Source organism: Rossellomorea sp. DA94 (assembly GCF_029834455.1).
Taxonomy (GTDB): Bacteria; Bacillota; Bacilli; order Bacillales; family Bacillaceae_B; genus Rossellomorea; species Rossellomorea vietnamensis.
In genome coordinates this window covers 4,232,039-4,253,552 of the sequence record NZ_CP122397.1, presented here as the reverse complement: position 1 = coordinate 4,253,552, position 21,514 = coordinate 4,232,039, and the positions used below count along the sequence as shown (strand labels likewise).

At 47.1% G+C, this 21,514-nt stretch carries 18 protein-coding genes; 16 read left to right on the top strand and 2 right to left on the bottom strand.

Annotated features, from left to right (window positions below; translation table 11 throughout):
* Positions 1-45: 45 nt before the first annotated feature.
* Positions 46-687 (bottom strand): YesL family protein, encoded by a 642-nt coding sequence (locus P8596_RS22015; RefSeq protein WP_279725144.1) that lies wholly within the window; start codon positions 685-687, stop codon positions 46-48.
* Positions 688-990: 303 nt separating this feature from the next.
* On the opposite strand from P8596_RS22015, the gene P8596_RS22010 reads away from it, so the two are divergent.
* From P8596_RS22010 to P8596_RS21995, 4 genes are all read left to right on the top strand, one after another.
* Complete coding sequence (locus P8596_RS22010) at positions 991-2,247, top strand: sugar ABC transporter substrate-binding protein (protein WP_279725142.1); 1,257 nt, start codon at positions 991-993, stop codon at positions 2,245-2,247.
* A gap of 75 nt (positions 2,248-2,322) precedes the next feature.
* The gene (locus P8596_RS22005) at positions 2,323-3,276 is read left to right on the top strand and encodes a carbohydrate ABC transporter permease (RefSeq protein WP_481900311.1); all 954 of its coding nucleotides are present in this window, start codon (positions 2,323-2,325) and stop codon (positions 3,274-3,276) included.
* A gap of 25 nt (positions 3,277-3,301) precedes the next feature.
* Positions 3,302-4,105, top strand: a complete 804-nt coding sequence (locus P8596_RS22000; RefSeq protein ID WP_159362969.1) for a carbohydrate ABC transporter permease — start codon at positions 3,302-3,304, stop codon at positions 4,103-4,105.
* Between the two features lie 17 nt (positions 4,106-4,122).
* On the top strand, positions 4,123-5,034 hold the full coding sequence (locus tag P8596_RS21995) for a Gfo/Idh/MocA family protein (protein WP_279725140.1): 912 nt from the start codon (positions 4,123-4,125) through the stop codon (positions 5,032-5,034).
* Between the two features lie 25 nt (positions 5,035-5,059).
* Here P8596_RS21995 and P8596_RS21990 read toward each other — a convergent pair whose 3' ends face one another.
* Positions 5,060-6,418, bottom strand: coding sequence for a GGDEF domain-containing protein (locus P8596_RS21990; protein ID WP_279725139.1), 1,359 nt, complete (start codon positions 6,416-6,418; stop codon positions 5,060-5,062).
* 216 nt (positions 6,419-6,634) lie between these two features.
* Between P8596_RS21990 and P8596_RS21985 the strand changes: the two genes are divergently transcribed.
* The 12 genes from P8596_RS21985 to P8596_RS21930 all read left to right on the top strand — a co-directional run bounded on the left by P8596_RS21985 (position 6,635) and on the right by P8596_RS21930 (position 21,403).
* Positions 6,635-7,651: an NAD-dependent epimerase/dehydratase family protein gene (locus tag P8596_RS21985; protein WP_279725137.1), complete on the top strand. Its 1,017-nt coding sequence runs from the start codon at positions 6,635-6,637 to the stop codon at positions 7,649-7,651.
* Positions 7,652-8,707: a dihydrodipicolinate synthase family protein gene (locus P8596_RS21980; RefSeq protein ID WP_279725136.1), complete on the top strand. Its 1,056-nt coding sequence runs from the start codon at positions 7,652-7,654 to the stop codon at positions 8,705-8,707.
* Between the two features lie 29 nt (positions 8,708-8,736).
* The gene (locus P8596_RS21975) at positions 8,737-9,741 is read left to right on the top strand and encodes a zinc-dependent alcohol dehydrogenase (protein ID WP_279725134.1); all 1,005 of its coding nucleotides are present in this window, start codon (positions 8,737-8,739) and stop codon (positions 9,739-9,741) included.
* Positions 9,742-9,753: 12 nt separating this feature from the next.
* Positions 9,754-10,812: a Gfo/Idh/MocA family protein gene (locus tag P8596_RS21970; protein ID WP_279725133.1), complete on the top strand. Its 1,059-nt coding sequence runs from the start codon at positions 9,754-9,756 to the stop codon at positions 10,810-10,812.
* A 22-nt stretch (positions 10,813-10,834) separates the two neighbouring features.
* A complete protein-coding gene (locus tag P8596_RS21965; protein WP_279725132.1) occupies positions 10,835-11,887 on the top strand; it encodes a Gfo/Idh/MocA family protein in 1,053 nt (350 codons plus the stop codon).
* Positions 11,888-13,426: an FAD-dependent oxidoreductase gene (locus P8596_RS21960; RefSeq protein ID WP_279725130.1), complete on the top strand. Its 1,539-nt coding sequence runs from the start codon at positions 11,888-11,890 to the stop codon at positions 13,424-13,426.
* A gap of 16 nt (positions 13,427-13,442) precedes the next feature.
* On the top strand, positions 13,443-14,429 hold the full coding sequence (locus P8596_RS21955) for an acetylxylan esterase (protein ID WP_279725129.1): 987 nt from the start codon (positions 13,443-13,445) through the stop codon (positions 14,427-14,429).
* Entirely contained in the window at positions 14,429-15,271 is an 843-nt protein-coding gene (locus P8596_RS21950; RefSeq protein WP_279725127.1) for a sugar phosphate isomerase/epimerase family protein, read from the top strand. The genes P8596_RS21955 and P8596_RS21950 overlap by 1 nt, the downstream gene beginning before the upstream one ends.
* Before the next feature lie 9 nt (positions 15,272-15,280).
* Positions 15,281-15,991 (top strand): hypothetical protein, encoded by a 711-nt coding sequence (locus P8596_RS21945; protein ID WP_279725126.1) that lies wholly within the window; start codon positions 15,281-15,283, stop codon positions 15,989-15,991.
* The gene (locus P8596_RS21940) at positions 15,988-16,962 is read left to right on the top strand and encodes a Gfo/Idh/MocA family protein (RefSeq protein WP_279725125.1); all 975 of its coding nucleotides are present in this window, start codon (positions 15,988-15,990) and stop codon (positions 16,960-16,962) included. Before P8596_RS21945 ends, P8596_RS21940 begins: the two co-directional genes overlap by 4 nt.
* 58 nt (positions 16,963-17,020) lie before the next feature.
* The gene (gene nagA, locus P8596_RS21935) at positions 17,021-18,163 is read left to right on the top strand and encodes an N-acetylglucosamine-6-phosphate deacetylase (RefSeq protein WP_279725124.1); all 1,143 of its coding nucleotides are present in this window, start codon (positions 17,021-17,023) and stop codon (positions 18,161-18,163) included.
* A 183-nt stretch (positions 18,164-18,346) separates the two neighbouring features.
* A complete protein-coding gene (locus tag P8596_RS21930; protein WP_279725122.1) occupies positions 18,347-21,403 on the top strand; it encodes an FIMAH domain-containing protein in 3,057 nt (1,018 codons plus the stop codon).
* Positions 21,404-21,514 lie beyond the last annotated feature (111 nt).

Genomic DNA, 21,514 nt, shown 5'->3' with positions numbered 1-21,514 from the left:
GATTTTCCCTCAGAAAAAAACCGCCATAGAGGCGGAAGGGGGGCTTCATAATGATTCTCGATGCTGTTCAAACACGTTTCTTTTCTTTTTCTCGATTTTTTCAAATGCCTTCAAACTGATCCACATCACCACTATGGAAAGGACACTTCCGGTAAAGAAAGGAGTAATCCCTGGCAGAAGATTCACAACCCCATATAACAGACCGGAGGCAAGAAGGATCTGAACAGCTTCTAAAGGAGAAGTTAAGGCAATCAGTAATGTTTGCTTGAAGGTCCTGAAGAACGACAGATCAAAATGCACATAAACCGGGAAGAAAAACAGCAGGGTGATGACATAAGCAATCAGGATCAGCACGAGTACCGGTACGAGGAAGGTAAGTTTCCCGCTATTCAGTCCGATAAAGGTGAAATCATAATACAGCACATATCCGATCACGATGAAAATAAGGCCAAATCCATTACTCTTTAAAAATTCCTTTCTATATGTATGCCAAAATGTATGAAAAATGGGGAGTGGCTCCTCACGCTTCAACCATTTCCGTCCAATCGTGAACATAGAGATCGTCGCGGGAAAAAATCCAAACAAGACAAGCCCCAATGCAGTAAAAAATATCCAAAGAATATTCATATAAGCAAGCTTCAACATCACAAACACAATCGCATTAAATCTTTCCCAGCCGCCCATCATTCTCACCCCTTTTCAAAGATTTCATCCGTCATATAAACCAACCGATACTATTTTCCCCATTTCCTATTAAAGACAATTAAGAGACTTGTCTGTTAATCAAAAACGTTTTAGACTTGTGTAAAGGTTATGAATATTTTAACAATTATTCAAAAGTAATCAAATGTTTTTTTATTCTGCAGCAAGCAACAGAGTATATGAAAGCGTTTTACAAGGTGGTGATGCAGAATCACAAGGAGGTGGAAAGCAAATCGCGTTACGGTTTGGCCTATTTATAAAAAAATAAAAAAGAAGAGGGGATCATTCATGAAGAAGAAATTATCGTTTCTCTTACTACTGGTCATGGGGCTCGTCTTATTAGCCGCTTGTAGTTCGAAAGATGAAAAAGCAGGCGGGAAAGCAGGGGATGGAGAAGTCTCAGGTGAAATCACAGTTTGGGTCCATCCTTTCACAGGGGATGCGGATAAAGAGAAAAAGATGTGGGATGAGATCGTTGCCTCCTACGAAGATAAGTTTGATGTGAAAGTGAAAATTGAAACCATCCCTTGGGCAAATCGAGATCAAAAAGTATTGACGGCATTAGCCGCCAATAACGGTCCGGATGTCTTCTACGCGATCCCGGATCAAATGCCTCAATATGCAAACGAAGGGATGCTGCTCGAGCTTGATCCATATATAAAAGATAACGATATGGATGATTTCGTTGATACGGCACTTCTTTCGACAAAATGGAAGGACAAAACATACGGCCTTCCGATCCTTCAGGAAGCCTATACTCTTTTTTACAATAAAGAAGTCATCAAAGCAATCGGTGGAGATCCTGAAAAGCTGCCAGCGACTTGGGATGAGTTCTCTGACTGGGCTAAAAAAGCCAAGGATAAAGGCTTCTACGCACTGAGCTATCAGGGTGGAGGTTCCATGAACGGGACTCTGTATCCATTCCTATGGCAGGCAGGCGGAGAGGTCATCACTCAGGATGATGAAGTGAAAATCAATAATGAAGCCGGTGTCGAAGCATTCACTTTCATCAATGATATGTATAAAAAAGGCTGGATTCCGGAAGATTCCGTAACGGCCATGGAACATGATGCCCTCTGGAACGGCGGGAAGATGTTAGCTGTTCAGGGATCGGGAATCTCTTTAACCAATCTTCAAAAGAGCGGCATGGATTTCGTCATTGCCCCTCCGCTTAAGCATAAAGAACAGGCAACTTACGGTACGACGGGAATGTTCGTGGTTCCGTCCAACAGTGACAATCCGGATGCCGCGGCAGAATTCATTAAAGTTGTGACCAATGCAGAAAACCAACGCAAGTTCAACACCGTGACACAGTATATCCCGACACGTGAATCGGCAAAGGATATCTTTGATGATCAGAAATATCTAAGTCAGCTTGCTGAGTACACACAATATGCTCAACCGGGGGTCATCCATCCGATTGGACGTGCGATCATGCCGGGAATTCAGGCTGAAGTGCAAACGATGATGGCCGGGAAGAAATCGCCGAAAGAAGCGGCCGATGCCGCAGCGGAAGCAATCAAAGCGGAACTTGCTAAACAATAGGTGTACGGAACAGGGAGTATTGATCTCTTTAGAGATTGGTGCTCTCTGTTTCCTAACTTACATAAGAAGAAGGTGATGAAGCTGATAAGTACAGAAACGGTAAAACGTGAGCTGAGAGTGAAAAACAAAAAAATGCCTTTGAAATCACGGATCAAGCGTGAATGGGACCGGAATGCCATCGTCTATATTTTTCTTATTCCGACATTGATTCATTTCTTGATTTTTCAAATATTCCCGTTTGCCTTCAGTTTTGTTCTGACATTTTTGGATTGGAAGATCATCGGGGACCCTGAATTTGTAGGAATGAAGAATTGGATGCGATTTTTAGAAGATAAACTTGCGTGGAAAGCGATTTGGAATACGGTTCTATTCTCTGTGTACTATATCGTTCCAACGATGGCCCTTGGATTGATTCTCGCCTTGATCATCAATTCGGGTGTATGGATGAAGGGAATCTTTAAAGGGATTTTCTTTTTGCCTGTGGTGACCTCATTTGTCATCATCGCAGGGATATGGGGATGGTTGTTCAGAGGAACGGAATCAGGGATGGTGAACTATCTCTTGAGCCTGATCGGCATCGATACGCAGCTGTTCTTGTCGGATTCCAGTCAGGCACTGATTGTCCTGGCAGGATTAAGTATCTTCAAAGTGGCCGGGAGTACGATGATTTATTACTTCGCCGGCTTGCAATCCATCGATAAGCAGCTGTATGAATCGGCGAAAATCGACGGGGCGACACCTTTCCGGATGTTCTGGTCGGTCACATTTCCTTTACTGAAGCCGATTCATTTTTACGTCGCCATCATCACGACGATCGGTTCGTTCCAGATCTTTGACTCCACCTTCCTGCTTACAGGCGGGGGTCCGAATTACGCGACCACCACAATTGTGTTTTATTTGTATCAGCAAGGTTTCGGAGGGTTGAATTTGAGCTATGCAGCGGTTCTTTCCTACGTATTGTTCTTTATCATCCTTGTCATTTCCCTCATCCAGAGAAAGTATATGGGACAGGATACGAAGTATTATTGATCGTAGGAGAAAAGGAGTGTGGAAAATGGGAAAAATCATTAAATATATCGCTTTAGCCGTATTGGCATTCTGTTTCCTCTTGCCGTTTGTCATCATGGCATTGGGTTCATTCAAAGATATGCAGTATGCCTTGTTGGATCCGTTGTTCTGGATACCCGATGAGCCGACTTTGAGTAATTATACGTACCTGATTGGAAACGGACTTTTCCTAAGATGGATCTTCAACTCGGTCGTGATTACAATTGTACCGGTGTTCAGCCAAATGTTCTTTTGTGCGATCCTCGGATACATTTTTGCCAAGAAGAAGTTCCCGGGCCGGGAAATCATCTTCTGGGTGTTCATGGCCGTCATCATGATCCCCCAGCAATTGCTCATCATCCCGAAATATATCATGTTTGCGGACTTCGGGTGGATCAATACGTATTGGGCCCTGATCGTTCCTGAACTGTGGGGGATCATGGGTGTGTTCCTCGTGAGACAGTTCCTTCAAAGCATTCCTAATGACCTGGAGGAAGCAGCAAGGATTGACGGGGCAAATGATATCAAGGTGTTTTTCAAAGTGATTCTGCCTTTATCGATTCCGGTTGTAGCGACCGTCGGTACGTTTTCGTTCATCTCTAACTGGAATGACTTGTTTCAGCCATTGATTTATATGACACGGGAAGAAATGTTCCCGGTGACGGTCGGTTTGGCTTCGATCCTTGGGAAGGAAGGGAACTTTGGAATTGAAATGGCCGGTTCGACCCTGTCCTTCATTCCGACATTCCTCATCTTCTTATTCTTTCAACGTTATTTCACCGAAGGCATTCAAATGTCCGGGATTAAATAGGGGATGGAGTGCAGAGAATGGAAGATTTGAAGATTGGAATGGTTGGGCTGGACACATCTCATGCGGTCGCTTTCACCCGATTATTAAATGAGCCTGATGATCTGCACCATGTCCGGGGCGGGACAGTGGTGAAGGCGTTTCCCGGTGGATCGCCTCACCTTGAACTTAGTGCTTCAAGAATTGAGAAGTTCACGGAAGCTGTCAGGGGATATGGCGTGGAAATCGCCGATTCATTGGAGAAGGCAGTCGAGGGGACGGATGCCATCTTGCTGGAATCCGTTGATGGGGGCGTTCATCTCGAGCAATTACGGAAACTGGTCGTGTATCAGAAACCGATTTTCATTGATAAACCATTTAGTTTGAAGACGAAAGACGCTGTGGAGATGGTTCGGTTAGCGGAGCGTCACCACACACCGATCATGAGCACATCGGCTCTAAGGTTTGCAGAAGGTTTGAGAAAGGTGGCGGAAAGAAGCGATCTCGGAGGAATCATCGGTGCCGATTGTTTTGGTCCCATGGAGCTTCAAGAAACACAGCCGGGATTTTTCTGGTATGGCATTCATTCCATCGAGATGCTTTATACCCTGCTACGAGAAGGGGCGGACCGTGTCACGGTCTTCTCGAATGATACACATGACAGCATTGTGGCCAGCTGGAAAGATGGAAGGTTTGGGACGGTGAGGGGGAATCGTGCAGGGAATCATCAGTTCGGAGCCCTTGTTCATTTTGAAAAGGGGACGGAGTATGTGGGGATACAGGCTGACAGCAAGCCTTTTTATGCGAGTTTAGTAGAAGAGATCATGGATTTCTTTCAGGACGGTGTAACGAGGGTGCCCTTATGTGAGACGCTTGAAGTCATCCGTTTCATCGAAGCGGCGAATGAAAGCCGGGAGACAGGCATGCAGGTTTCCCTAAAGTCTGGTCAATAAAAATAGAATTCAGGAAGCCTGAATTCTATTGTACCTTTTCATCCATCGTAAAGCTTAACCGGTAGATGCGTCGCGGTCGGCCTTTATGTGTCAATTTCTCCTCACCGACGATGTCGACGAGCTCGGCATCCATCCATTTCAGAAGGATCCGGTGGGCGCTCCTCACTGTGATGTTCAGGGTGGATGCCAGTTCCTGGGCTGTATAATCCACGATTCCATACCGTTCAACCCTGGCCATCAGCTTGGTCATATAGGAAGCGGACATCCCGGCCTTTTCTGCCCGGTCCAATAAATCCGCATCGGTGATGGCCAGATCATATCGCTCATACTGTGTGTTGGTCGTAATATCAACGGGGCCGAGGACGCTCCTGTTTTCTCTCACGATATAACAGACATCGCCGCCGGAATCCTTCGCTTGCCTTAATGCAAGCCGTGCGTGACTGCCCGCTTCGGCTGCCGTCATCCCGAAGCCGACCCCGATGCTTAAGGTGATTCCCATGGCATTATTCGTCTCCTGAAGAAGGGGGATGAATTTATAGCCGCGTGTTTCCCTTTCGAAAATACCGCGGGTGGTGATGAAGGAGTATTCCTCCCCGCCAAGGTTGATGAGATGACCATCCAGTTGCTTTATGTAATCGAGGAGCATTTGCTGGATGTTCAGCTTGAACAATTGGACATCATGTTCCGAATGATACTTTTCCGTCACTTTTTTGAAATCATCCACGTTGATCAACCCGAACACGATCTGGGATTCCTTGTTCCTTCGGGTTTCCGTTGCAAGAAGGGCACGTTCGAGGGACACGATCATATCCTGCTGGGTGGGTGTGACCCATTCGCACGGGATCTTCATTTCCATCAGAAGTGTATGGACTTCCTGGATGCCTGTCAGGGCGATGGCGCCTTTTATTTCATGATTTTCAACGTGGAAAGAGACGATGTCACTGATCAAAGGTGTTTTGGAATGATGCCGGAACACCATTAATTCATAATCTTCTTCCACCAGTTCCACCAGTGTCTTTTCGACATATTTCTTTTCAATCGTATCAATGGAAAGACATTTCAGCCCGTGGTTGTTTTTGATCAGGAACAGGGATCTGTATAAGCCGGTTCCCATTAGAGGTATGGGATGGGCGGGGATGGAAAAGTCCAGAAACTGCTTCGCGAGATGGTATACATGATATTCCGTGAACATGAGAACATCCACATCATACATTAATTCTTTGACCACTTCGGCAATGACACTCCCGGGTTTGATGATTCCAAAAAACGGCTTGAAGTTCGGAAATGACTTTAAGGTTACTTTGATTTGATCGACAAGGGCTTCAGGGCCAATGATCCCGATGTTGATTTCAGAGTTGTCATGAATTGGTTTCGTACTTCTCAATAAACTCATCCCCTAAAAGATACTTTTAAATAGACATGTCTTTTTATCATTATCATACTGGTAATTATCTGAATTGTCAAAAATCAATGGTGTGAATTGTTTTGAAGCTCAATCTTTAAAGACTCATTAAAGACTTGTCTTTTAATAATGAGATTCATAAGATGTTGATAAGTAATTTTCTGAAAGTTCAATCTAACGATTTAGGAGAGTGGTTTGATGAAAACAATCAATGAATTAGAGGACTTTTTGACAGAACCATCCCAGGCACTGGTGAATGATCTGAGGAAAGTCGATGGCGATATCATGATCCTCGGTGTGGGTGGCAAGATGGGACCGACATTGGCGAAGCTTGCGAAACGGGCCATTGATCAGGCAGGTTTGAATAAAAAGGTGTACGGTGTTTCAAGATTTTCCACTCCCGATTTACGAAATGAACTTAATGCAAGCGGGATTCATACGATCTCTGTGGATTTATTGAAGGATGAAGATTTACAGACGCTTCCCCATGTGAAAAACATCATCTATATGGCAGGGAATAAATTCGGTACCACAGGCAATGAGCATTTTACGTGGGCGATGAACGCTTATCTTCCTGGGAGGCTCGCGGAGAAGTTTCCGGATTCGCGGATTGTCGCTTTCTCTACAGGAAATGTCTATCCTTTGACCGAGGTCGTGAGCAGCCATTGTTCTGAAACGAATCCCGTCAATCCGATCGGGGAATATGCACAGTCGTGTCTGGGAAGGGAGCGCGTCCTCACGTATTTCTCCCATAAGAATCATACTCCGATGCTGATATTCAGGTTGAACTATGCGATCGATCTCCGGTACGGTGTCCTACTCGAAGTGGCGAGGCAGGTATACCATGATCAGCCCGTCGATCTCACGATGGGGAATGTGAACGTGATCTGGCAGGGGGATGCGAATGAATATGCGATTCGATCTTTGATTCTCACCGATTCCCCGCCGAAAATCCTGAATGTGACGGGTCCGGAAACCATTTCCGTCCGCTGGCTCGCGAAAGAATTTGCGAAGCGGTTCAATAAGCCCGTGTCTTTCGTGAATGTGGAGCAATCTACGGCATTATTGAATGATGCGTCCCAGGCTCATAAGCTGTTCGGATATCCGAAGGTCACCATGCAGCAGATGATCGATTGGACAGCTGATTGGGTGGAGCGGGACGGAGTGACCTACAATAAACCGACGCATTTTCAACAGCGTGAAGGAGCGTTTTAAATGTTACCATCATCGGTCAAAAAAGCATTGCACGAAGGGGCGTTCATCCCTGCCCATCCACTGGCCTTGTCAAGGGATAAAAAGTTGGATGAAAAGAGTCAGCGTGCGCTTACCAGGTATTATATCGATTCAGGTGTAGGAGGCCTTGCAGTCGGTGTACATACGACACAGTTTGAAATCCGGGATCCCCGGTTTGGTTTATATGAAAGAGTATTGAAGCTTGCCATGGAAGAAATCCGGAATGGGGGCGTGCCTGATTCCTTCATCAAAGTGGCGGGGATATGCGGTCCCGTTGAGCAAGCGGTTAAAGAAGCACAGTTCAGTAAAGCCGCTGGCTATGATTTAGGGCTCTTGAGCATGGGAGGGCTCGTCTCCCTTTCAGAGGAAGAGTTATTGGAGAGATCGAAGAAGGTGGCGGAAATCATTCCCGTGTTCGGGTTCTATCTGCAGCCTGCCGTCGGAGGAAGGGTGCTCTCCTTTGATTTCTGGAGGGCCTTTGCAGAGCTTCCCAATGTATATGCCGTCAAGCTTGCCCCCTTCGACCGGTACCTGACATCCGAAGTCGTCCGGGCCGTCTGCCATTCAAAGAGAAGGGATGAAATCGCCCTTTATACAGGGAATGACGATAATATCGTCAATGACCTCCTGACGACCTATCAGTTCAAGGTCGGTGATTCGGAGAGGCAGAAGAAAATTGTAGGTGGCCTGTTGGGTCACTGGTCTGTCTGGACGAAACGGGCAGTGGAATTATTCAAGGAAATCAAGCAATGGCAGCTTCACGATGCCATTCCCCAAAGGATGTTGACTCTGGCTCAGGAGGTCACCGATGCCAATGGTGCCTTCTTTGATGCCAGAAATCAGTTCAGGGGAAGCATCGCAGGCATCAATCAGGTCCTGGCAAGGCAGGGTCTGATGAAAGGACGCTGGTGCTTACTGGATAAGGAAGAGCTGAGCCCCAATCAAATGGAAGAAATCGACCGGGTGTATGCAGCGTATCCGCATTTGCATGACGATGACTTTGTGAAAGAGAATCTTACCAAATGGTTGGCCCAGTAGATAAATGGAACAGAGGGAGTAGGCATACAATGAGAAAAATTATCGCACAAAACAAACGGGTGGAAGTAGTGAAGGACGAAACGCCGGCAGTGAAGCCTCATTTCCTGCTGGTTAAAACGCTGTACTCCACCATTTCACCTGGGACGGAATTAACGATCATTGAAAACAGTACAGACAAACCCATCACTTTGGGCTACAGCGCCATGGGAGTGGTAGAGGAAGTGGGAAGCGGCATCACGGGTGTGCAAAAGGGGGACCCGGTTGCGGTTTACGGCGCCCCTTATGTACAGCACGCTGAGTATTTGCTTGTTCCGAAGACATTATTTGCAAAGGTTCCTCAGAACGTGGAGGCGAAAGAAGCGGCACTTGCCGGGATCGGCGCGATTGCCATCCACGCCCTTCGGATAGCCGATCTGCAGTTTGGTGAAACGGCTGTGATCGTCGGGCTTGGCCTCCTCGGTCAGATGATTGCCCAGATTGCCAATGCCGCCTCCTATCGTGTCATTGCGTATGATCTCCATGAAGAGCGGTCGACTATGGTGAAGGAGCAAGCGAATATACGATCATTTTCTTCTATGGAAGAAATGAAGCAGGCCATTGCGGAAAGTACAAATGGGAATGGAGCGGATGCGGTCCTGTTATGCGCAGGCGGGAAACGATCACCCTTGACCGGGCAGAGCTTGGAATGGATACGAAACAAAGGGAAGGTCGTCATTGTCGGTGATATCGAACCGGACTTTCCCCGGAACTTGATGTTCAGTAAAGAGGCGCAATTGCTTATTTCCCGGGCGGGGGGGCCAGGCAGGTATGACAAGGTATATGAAGCCGAAGCGGTCGATTATCCTTATGGATTTGTTCGCTGGACGGAAGGGAGAAACATAGAGGAATATATCCGCCTGGTCAGTGAGAAACGGATCGATGTCAGCTCCTTCATTAAAGAAGAAGTGAACTTCAGTGACGTAACTGAGGCATTTGAAGCCTTAATGAATAAGAAATCCACAACCTTAACAAATGTGATTGATTTCTCAAAGTAAGGGGTTGATCGAATGAAAGATCACATAAAGATCGGCTTGGTCGGACTGGGATCGATTGCTGAATCCAGTCACATTGTGCATTTGAATGCGTCTTCACACGCTGTCTTGGCTGCTGTGGTGGATGTGGACGAGAAAAGGGCGAAGACCATTGCAGAGAAATATGGCGTGAAGAACTATTTTCACACGGTAGAAGAGATGATTGAGAAGGTCGAACTGGATGCGGTTATGATCTGTACCCCTAATTCCACCCATATCCCCATCGCCATGAAGTGTGCAGAAAAAGGGATCCATGTGTTCATGGAGAAGCCGATCGGAACGGACCTGGAAGAAGTGAAGGCGTACTTACAGCTTGCCAAAGAGCGTCAAGTGATGACGATGGTCGGAATGACCCACCGCTTTCGACGGGATGTTCAAATTTTGAAAGCCTATGCGGATAAAGGTGATTTCGGTCATCTTTATTTTGTGAAAGCAAAGCTGTTCAGGCGAAGGGGGACCCCCAAGGGATGGTTCACGGATCAATCCTTATCAGGGGGAGGTGCCATGATGGACATCGGTGTCCATGTCCTGGACCTGGCCTGGTGGCTGATGGGAAGTCCACAGGTGCAGAGCATATCCGGAAAGACCGTCTCTGGTTTAGGGAATTATGATACGAACTATACATCGAGCTGGGTATCGAGCAACAGGCAATTGAATAAGCAAAATGTATTTGATGTGGAAGACTTTGGGTCCGCGTGGATCCGTTTTAAGAACGGTGTCGTCCTGTCACTGGACATTGCCTGGGCGGTGAACGGTGAAGAAGACGACGGGATCAAGATTGAATTGCTTGGTGACAAAGGTGGAGCCACTTTGTCACCATTCACTATTTTCACCGAAATGGATGGATTACTAAGCAGGCAGCACCCGATATACGAAGACCATTCACCCTTCAAGGATGAAATCGACCATTTCATTGAGTGTGTAAGAACGGGTTCAAAGCCGATGATTGATGGGGAAGACGGCTATGAAGTGTTGAAGCTATTAAAGGGAATCTATGATTCTTCCAAACAGGATCAGGAAATACATTTCAAATAAGTTTCGAAAGGAAGAGAGTGCCATGCTAAAAGTAGGCGTAGTGGGAACGGGATCGATTTCCGAGTTTCATATCAAGCCATACCTTGCAAACGAAGAGGTGGAGCTTGTGGCGTTATGTGACCTCAATGGGGAAAGATTGGCAGAAAAAGGCCGTTTATATGGGGTCAGCCAATTATACACTGACTACCGGGAATTGCTGAAAAACACTGAAATCGATGCAATCAGCATCTGTACATGGAACAATTCCCATGCAGAGATCGCCATCGCAGTGCTGGAAAGCGGCAAGCATGTCCTCGTCGAAAAGCCCTTATGCATGACCGTAGACGAAGCGTTGGCGGTAGAAGCCGCCGCGGGGAAATCAGGAAAGATCCTTCAGGTTGGGTTCGTACGTAGGCACGGTGATAATGCAGCCTTACTCAAACGGTTCATTGATGATGGTGACCTTGGCGAGATCTATTATGCGAAAGCGTCCTGCTTACGGAGACTCGGTAATCCCGGGGGATGGTTCAGTGACCATGCCAAATCAGGAGGCGGCCCCCTGATTGACTTAGGGGTTCATATGATCGACATATGCTGGTACTTCATGGGTAAGCCGCGGCCCGTGTCTGTAAGCGGCAACTCTTACTCAAAGCTTGGGAACCGGAGTCATATTCAAAATCTATCATTCTATCAGGCTGCCGATTATGATCCGACCCTCAATGATGTGGAGGACTTGACCAATGCCCTCATCCGTTTTGAGAACGGGGCTTCACTTATGGTTGATGTGAGCTTCACCCTTCAGGCAAAAAAAGATGAGCTTTACGTGAAGCTGTTCGGCGACAAAGGAGGCGCAGAAATTGAACCGGAATTATCCATCGTAGGGGAGAAACATGACACGATCCTTAATATGACGCCGCAGATTGATAGTCTGACGTTTGATTTTGCAAAGGCCTTCTATAATGAGATTAATCATTTTGTCTCCTGTTGTATCGAAGGGAAGGAGTCCATCGCACCTGTTTCGGACGGGGTCCAGGTGATGAAGATGCTGAATGCGGTGTATGAATCGGCCAGAACAGGTAAGGAAGTGGTCTTGTAAATGAAAGCGGATTTATTGATAGCAGGCGGCGGTCTCGGTGGCTGCGCAGCTGCCCTGGCGGCTTGTTCAAAGGGAATCAAGGTCATCCTGACAGAAGAAACGAATTGGATCGGCGGGCAGGTTACGTCCCAAGGAGTCCCGCCGGATGAACATCGTTGGATCGAGGAATTCGGCGGGACGAAGAGGTACCGGAATTACCGTGAGAAAGTGAGAAAAGCCTACTTGAACACGATGGAGGTAAAGAAGTACGGGGAGAGGTTCAATCCGGGGAACGGCCTCGTCAGTAACATCTGTCATGATCCCCGCGTCACCCTTCATGTTTTAAACGAATTGCTTTTACCTTATGTGCTGACTGGCCAGTTAAAGATTCTGCGGCATACGAAGGTCAGCGGTGTTCACAAAGAAGGCAGGCGCGTGCAGAAGATCAGCTTGGTGAATGAAAAGACAGGAGTCCATGAAGAGATTGAAGCCTCGTTTTATATCGACGCGACGGAAGCGGGGGACTTACTGCCTCTTGCAGGCATGGACTATGTGACAGGTGCAGAAGCACAATCGGAGACGGGTGAACCCCATGCCTTGGAAACAGCGGATCCTTCTGATATCCAGGCTTTCACTTATGTACTCGGGATGGAATACAGGGAAGGGGAGGACCATACGATACCCGAACCTGATATGTACTCCTTTTGGCGGGACTTTCACCCTGATATCTGGCCGGATAAATTGTTGAGCTTTTATGCTCCGCACCCGATCACAAAGGAAAAACGGACATATACACTTTTCAGGGAAGAGGATGGGTTCCCGTTATGGGAGTACCGGAGGATCTTTGACCGGAGTCAATTTCATTCCCGTTATGAGGCAGGCGATGTCACGCTCATGAACTGGCCGCAGAATGATTACTTCTTAGGGAATATCTATGAAGTATCTGACGAAGAGAAGGAAAAGAATCTGTATCAGGGGAAGCAGCTCAGCCTTTCTCTCCTCTACTGGCTCCAAACGGAAGCTCCGCGGCCTGATGGAGGAAAGGGTTATCCGGGATTGATGTTGAGAAAGGACCTTTTCGAGACAGACGATGGACTGGCGAAAGCCGCTTATATCAGGGAATCACGAAGGATCAAAGCCGAGTATACGATTGTGGAGCAGGATGTATCACCTGATTTCAATGAGGGGAAGACCGGTAAGCGATTTGAGGACAGGGTCGGAATCGGATCGTACAGCATCGATCTCCATCCGAGCATGGCAGGGAAGACGTATCTCGATATTAAAGCACTGCCATTTTATATCCCGTTGGGTGCCCTCCTCCCTAAGGATGCAGATAACCTCCTCGCAGGCTGTAAAAATATCGGAACGACTCATATTACGAACGGCTGCTACCGGTTGCACCCCGTCGAATGGAACATCGGTGAGGCGTGTGGGGCGCTGGTTGCTTATTGTATGGAACATCATACTCAACCGAAAACAGTCCGGGAAGATAAGCGATTATTGAAGCACTTCCAGCAGGTGTTAGAGGAGGATGGGTTTGAACTGGAGTGGCCATTTTAGCTGGAGGTGAAGAGGCATGGGGAGGAAGGTTGGAGATTTCCCTCTGGAAGAATTACGTGAATACAAGCCTGAGTTAAAGAGCAGGCCGAAGGATTTTGAGGAATTCTGGTCACGGGAAAAAGCAAGAATGAGCGGTGTACATCCTATCATCCATTCTTCACCAAGGGCATACCCGGTTCCTTCTGTGGAGGTGATCGATCTCGTCCTTGAAAGCTGGGATGGGACCCCGTTGAATGGCCTATTGGTGAAGCCCGCGGGGATGAAGGAATGTCCAGTGATCGTCTGCTTTCATGGATATACGGGAAGCTGCGGCCTGCCTTCTGATTATTTGAAATGGACAGCACTAGGGATGGCTGTCTATTCCTTTGACGTGCGAGGGCAGGGAACTTCCCCTGATTATGCGAAATACGGGAATGGAAGCAGGATTCCGGGCTGGATGCTGCATGGAATTCTTGATGATGAAACCTATTATTATACGAATGTGTACCGGGACATCCTTGTCCAGCTCAAGTGGGTGAAATCGGCTGAAGCCCTTGTGATCCCGACAACACTGGGTGTGATGGGTTCTTCTCAGGGAGGGGGTCTTGCCCTTGTTGCGGCAGGACTCGAGGGAGATCTGGACTATGTGGTATCAGACTGGCCATTCCTCACCCATTTCGACCGTGCACTTGATATTGCCTTACAAGGACCCTATATGGAAATCGTGGATTATTTTAAATGGAATGATCCTCAATACGATTCAGAGGATAGTGTGAAGAACACTCTAGGCATGATCGACAGTCTTCATTTTTGTGAGAGCATCACGTGCCCTGTCCTGATGGGGGTGGGGATGGAAGATGCGGTTACGCCACCTTCCACTGTGTTCGCGGCCTTTAATCAGTTGAGTTCAATCGAGAAACAGATAGAAGTATACCCCCAGTTCACCCATGAAATGAACTCATTCCATGATGAAAAAAAGCTTGCGTTCATTTCGAAGCAATTATCAGAAGGAGGAGGAAATTGATGAATATAAGTGTAAGCATGTACAGTCTGGCCTCTACCATTAAAAAGAAAAACTGGTCCATCCTTGATTTTATTGAATACGCGAAACGCATCTCCCTTGATGGAGTGGAGCTCCTCGATTTTTACTGGAGTAGCGGTGAGGATAAACGGGAGGAAATCGATCAGGTCCTTAAAGCCGTTAAGAAGAATGGTTTAGTGGTCTCGGCCTATGATGTGACGAATAACTTTGTGAAAGAAACAGAAGAAGAGCGTGATGAAGAAGTGGCAAAGATTCTGAATGGGATTGAAGTGGCGAAAGCACTGGAGACGAAGATTGTGCGTGTATTCTGCGGAGATCTCCACGGCAACCTGACATATGAAGACGGTCAGAAGTGGATTGTGGAAGGGCTGAAGAAGTGTTCCAAAAAGGCGGAAGAAGAGAAGGTTTTCCTTGCAATCGAAAACCACGGACTCTTGGCCGGGAAAAGCGGACAGGTAAAGGAAATCATTGAAAAAGTGAATAGTCCCTATGTGGGTTCAACCTTTGATACAGGGAATTTCCTGCTCGTCCATGAAGAACCCCAGGAAGCATTCGACAGGCTGAAGAGGGACATCGTTCATGTTCATTTCAAGGATTTCAGGGAAAAGAAGTCCGGTGAAGGGCTGAAGGGGTTCCGTTCTACAGAAGGTGTGGAGCTGATTGGAACCGTACCCGGGGATGGAAAAGTCGATTTGCCTTATATCGTACAGGGATTGAAATCAGAGAATTATAGAGGCTGGCTATCGATTGAATATGAGGGCTTCGATGACGCAGAATCTGCGAATGAAGAAGCCGTCAATCGTTTGAAAACGTTATTGAAATAGGAGGTTCCTATGGGGAATGTAGTGATCGGACGACTGGATAAAATAGATGAATGGACGACAGATGCCCCTATTACGAAATCATCGGAGATAAAACCGGATGGAAATGAGACCGTGTTCCTCTCCTCGCAGGATTTCGATAAGAGGAGATTTGGTGGAAAGGATGTCCGCCTGTTTGTTCCTTCCGAATTGGCGGATGATTGTAAAGATTTAAGCGATGTGTCTGTCTATTTTGACCTTGAACTTTATCCTTTTTTTCAAAAAATAAAAGAAGGGATGAAGTCGGAGGAAAAACCGCGTGGGGTTCTCCGGATGAGAAGGAAGGTACTTGAAGAGGAAGGCGATTCGGTCATGATTGGTGACCTATTCGTGCTTTCTGCTTTAGTGGGGGAACCAGCCGAGGCAATGGTGAAAAGGACCAGGGGTGAGGTCCGTCCCTCTCATGTCATCTTGACGGTGGATTTCGGTGGGGGGACGATGGGGCATTTGGAGTATACGTTTGCAAGTGAGAGAGAGAAGATCGAGTTTGAGTGGAGCGGGATTAAACGGATTATTGAGTTTGACAGTGATGAGATGACTCCTCTTACGCCTGATGGGCTTACGACCCTGCCTCTTTCCTACAGCGTGGATGCCATTCTTTCTGGTGCCCATTCTGCGGATGATGGGTTGCTTCAGTCTTTGAATAAGTACCGGAGTCTTCTGAACGGGGGTGGCTGGAGATGAAAATCGGGATGATGAGTTTTGCCCATATGCATGCTTACAGCTATGCGGATAGTGTCATGAAACTGCCCAATGTGGAGCTCGTCGGAATTTATGATGACAATGAAGAACGGGGTAAGAAAGCTGCACAATCGTATCAAACGGATTATATTGCAGATCAGGATGAATTTTTGGCATCTGAAATGGACGCGGTCATCATTTGCAGTGAAAACAACCGGCATAAAGAAATGGTCGTGAAGGCGGCCCGGGCTAAGAAGCATATTCTTTGTGAAAAACCGATCGCCACAACTGTGGAGGATGCAGAGGAAATGATATCGGTTTGTGAAGAGGAAGCGGTGCTGTTGCAGACGGCTTTTCCTGTTCGGTTCAGCGCACCGATCCTTCAGCTGAAGAACATGATCGATGAAGGGGAGCTGGGGGACATCGTCGCTTTCCGTACCACCAATCGCGGGCAGAATCCCGGGGGGTGGTTCATCGATGAAGAACAATCGGGAGGCGGGGCGGTCCTTGACCATACCGTCCATATGGTGGACATCATGCGCTGGTACCTCGGGGAAGAAGTGAAAGAGGTACACGCGATCGTTGATTCCTATTTTCATACCATTGATATTGACGATGCCGGTATCCTTACCTTGGAGTTTGAGAACGGGGTCATCGCTTCCCATGATGCAAGCTGGTCGAGGTTCTCTGAATACCCCATGTGGGGGGATGTCACCATCGAAGTGATCGGCACGAAAAAGACGGTGAAGGCCGATGCATTCAAAGAGCATTTCAGGCTGTTCACAAATGAAAACCGGTCCTTGAGTCACGTATTTTACGGAAACGATATGGATTATGGACTGATTAAAGACTTTGTCGACTGTGTGGAGAAGAAAAGGGAACCTTCCATCACTGGACGCGACGGTTTAAAGGCGTTGGAAGTGGCGCTGGCGGCCTATGAATCCAGTCGATTGAAAAAGAGTGTAAACCTGTAGAGGGGTTGCCGGGGGGACAGGTCCCTTGGCAGCCTTTCTTTCGTTTGGAGGGAAATATATGAAATATGTAAGAGGGGACATCATCACAGGGGGGCACCGGCTGGAGGATAAAGCAATCGGGGTATCAAATGGAAAGATTGTGTCAGTCGGAGAAGGGGAGTCAGTTCCTGATGCACCCGTACATCGCGTAAATGGTGTCATATGTCCAGGGTTTGTGGACATACACATCCATGGCTTATGCGGATATGATTTCATGGATGGGGCCAGTGTGTTCGATGAAATAGCGGGAAGATTGCCACGTTACGGTATCACCTCTTTTCTTGCCACATCCAGGACCTCGGAACCTTCTGAACTGATGGATTTTCTTCATCATGCCCAAGTATTCAGAAAGAAGACTTCAACCGGTTCCGGACTGCTTGGTGTTCACATCGAAGGCCCCTGGATCAGTCCGTTATATCCCGGGGCACAGAATAAATCTCTTATTAAGAAATTCTCAAAAGAAGATATAAGAGACATCATAGGGCCATTTTCAGACTTGATCTCGATTGTCACGTTAGCACCTGAAGAAGTCGGGGATGTCTCTCTATTTAAGGAGTTGGTTGAAAAAGGGATACGGATTTCGGCCGGACACACACAAGCTTCCATGGAAGAAATCGGTGTCGCGATCAAGCATGGGTTGAGTCAGGTCACGCATACCTTCAACGCCATGAGCCCTGTCCATCACCGGACACCTGGGACGGCTGCATCAGCACTTTACCACGAAGAATTAGCCTGCGAAATCATTACCGATGGACTACATGTGCACCCGAACATGATCGAGCTTTTATATAAAATAAAAGGGAAGGAGAAAATGTTGCTCATTTCTGACTGTACCGGCTATAACGATTTGGAGGATGGGGAATATTCGTTTCGGGGGAAGGAATTGGTGAAAACGGGGGATAAAGTGACCCTGAAAAATGGGGCTTTAGCGGGAAGTGCGATAACGCTCGAGAAGGGAATCAATTATGTCGTGGAGAACTGCGGGATACCGGTGGAGGACGCTGTTTACATGGCTTCGGAAGGGCCGTTGTATGCGATAGGAAAAGATATAAGTAAGGGGAGAATCGAAGTCGGATATGATGCGGATCTGGTTGTTTTAAAGGAGGATTTGTCAGTTGTGGCCACGTACCTGAATGGAGAAATAGTGTATGAGGAAGAGTAAGCGTTCATTCTATCGCTTGCTCTTTTTTTGGGCATTATTAACTATTTGCTGTCTTTTAATAGAGTAGAAGTGAAGGGATACAGGATAACCAAGGGGAGGAAGGGAAGTCAGTATGGATGATCATTCCATACGAGGAGGGAGAGACACACGGGGCGTTATTTTAAATATGAAAGGAGAAACGTAATGAGTAAATCTTACTTGCGTGTTTTTTCAGTATTGCTTACGTTGATTTTGTTTATTTCTTTATTACCCTCATCTGTTTATCAAAACGCTGTATCCGCAGAAGCCGGCTGGAAAGAGCTTCCGATTCAAAATGGAGATTTTGAAGCCGTGCCGCAAACGGAAACAGGAATACCACACTGGAGTTACTGGAGTGGGGGCCTGAAATCCGGACTGAAGGTCACTGGTGATAAAGCGTATGAAGGTGACCGAAGTCTACGGATCGATAATTCGGGTGTGACAGGGCTTTTTAGTCAAGGAGCCGATGTGACGGAAGGCAATCAATATAAACTGTCCGCCCAATTGTATGTTGAAGAACTGACGAAAGGAAAGCCGGGAATCTGGCTTCGCTGGTATAACTCTGAAGGAAAGAACATAGGGGACAGTCCTAAGTATTTCGATGGCCTTACGCTTAATGAATGGCAGAAGGTAACGGTTGAAGCAAACGCCCCAGCTGGTGCCGTCCGTGTGAAGGTCTTTCTTTACCAAGCAAGCACTGCCGTAACGAAAGGGTACTACGATGATATAAAAATATATGAAAAGTCCAATGAGCAGTTGGACCTGCCATTTGAATATGGAGACCCCATTAATATGGGACCTGCAGCTTTAGCGGCCAAAACACAAGGAGCGGCCATCGGTGACGGTGAAGTGTATTATGCAACGAACGGCTCACCTGCCACCTTCTATGCCAACGATGCCGTCACGGGTGAAAAACTCTTTTCACAATCCCTGCCCGGCAGTGATGTCGTATGGGGGATGACGATCGGTTCGGACGGGAATGTGTACTTCGCAGGTACATACAATGGGATATTGTACAGGTACGTAGTGGATGAGCGGCGCTTGGAGGAAGTGGGGAAAAGTCCTTCTGACAATTGGATCTGGCAGCTTGATGCGACAAGTGACGGGAAGATCTACGGTGCAACCTATCCAAATGCCAAAGTATTTGAATATGATATCGATTCGGATACATTGACGGACCTTGGAAGGTTTCATGAAGAACAGAATTATGCAAGGGGACTCGGAGTGACCGACGAGAATCTCTATGTGGGAATCGGTACAACGGCCTACTTGATTAAAATGAATCGGGAGACGGGTGAAAGAGAGGAAATCCACCTGCCGATATCCGGCACGAGCACGTCGGTATCGAATGTATGGGAATATGGAGACCGATTATTTGTGGCGTATGGGACGTCCATGCTGGTACTGGATGTGGAAACGGAAGAAGTCGTCCATGAAATGAACTGGGAATATGAACACGCATATGACGGCTTGATTTCACCGCCTTCCCCGGATGACCCCAGTTTGATTTATTTCAAAGATAAGAGGACGAACGAGTTATGGACGTATGATATGGATACGGATGAAACGCAGGCTGTGGAGCCCAAAGTTACCTTGCCGGCTTCACCGGTGAAGGCGTACGAATGGACGACGAATGAAAATGGGGAACAGGTTCTGTCGATTCTCCACCATCAGATCGAATACTCCACCTATAACCCGAAGACGAAAGAAGTAAAAGTTCTGTATCCGGAGGTTGAGAAGCAGGGACTTTCCATCCAAAGTCTTGAAATCGGACCGGATGAGAACGTGTATATGGGTGGATACCAGGGATCATTCGGAGTATACGATACGTCGACTGAATCATATCTCTTACGTGAACGGAACCCCCATCAAATTGAAGGGATCGGGTTCATGAACGGAGATGTCTATATGGGCATATACGGTGGGGCCCAAATTTATAAATATGATCCTGAACTTCCTTTTAAATATGAAGACGGGGACAGCGGGGATAACCCTGAAATGGTCTATGATATCGGGGATGATCAAAGCAGGCCGTTCACCTTTGCATCAGGGGATGACAAGTTATTCACCGGGACGATATCCGACTATGGGAAGCTCGGCGGTGCCCTGACCATTTTTGATGAGAAAACAGGTGAGTGGAATACGATCCGGAATATCATTGAAAATCAGAGCATCATCGGACTCGCCTACAAGGATGGAATCCTATATGGAGGATCAACCACAGCGGGAGGACTCGGTATCGATCCGGTTGAGAAGGAAGCCAAAATGTTTGAGTATGAGGCTAGTACAGGTGATTACGAAGTATTTGATTTAGAGTTAGACGGAATCAAGACACCTGAAATGATCGGGGAACTATCCATCGGACCTGATGGGAATCTATGGGGCGCGGCTTATGGTGTCAACGAAGATGGAGTTGCAAACAGTGTCATCTTTGCCATGGATCCTGTTTCAAAAATAATCGTAAAGCAGAAGGAGTTCTATACAGGTGTCCTTCGGGGCAGCCAGTGGCGTCCATTCTACTTGAGATGGGATGATCAAGGCATGCTTTATACCACGGTAACAAGAAAGCTGACTGTCATCGACCCTGAAACGATGATGAGCAAGCAGCTTATCGGAGATACCGTGAATTTAATGGACATTGATATCGAAGGAAATATTTATTATGCAGCAGGTGCGGACTTGATGAAGTTGCCGGTTCCAGTGGAAAAAGCGGAACTATCGGCTGAGAAAAACACTCTTCTTCAAGGAGACAAAATGTATCTGGATTTGGCCGTTACGCTTGCGAATGGGAAGGAAGTTGACTTGGAAGGTGCTGAAGTGAAATGGGGGAATACGGCACCTGATGTATTAGAAGTGAAAAATGGAGAAGTCACGGCCCTTAATGCAGGAACGGCAGAAGTGAGAGCCACAGTCACATACAATGGGGAAACGTCCACATCCAATCCTCTGGAGATAACCGTCGACGTATCAACGGGGACGATGATTACACAAATAGAAAAGCTGGAAGACAGCGGTGATCTTGATCATGCCACGGTGAAACAGCTTGTGAACCGCTTGAAGCAGGCTCAGCATCAGTATGAAAAAGGCCATACAAGACAAGCCCTGAAGCATTTAGATGACTTCTCCAAACACTTGGAGAAGAGTGATGCAGAGGAAGAGATTAAAACGATGTTGGAGGAAAATGTCCAAACCATCAGACAGCGATTTTTATCAGATGAATAATTTTTTTGATTGAAAGACTAACAGGTCTGTCCCTCATGGTTGTATAACCTTAAGGGACAGACCGTTCTTTATGTTATTTTTAAAAAGGAACCCCGTAGAGCAGATTCTACA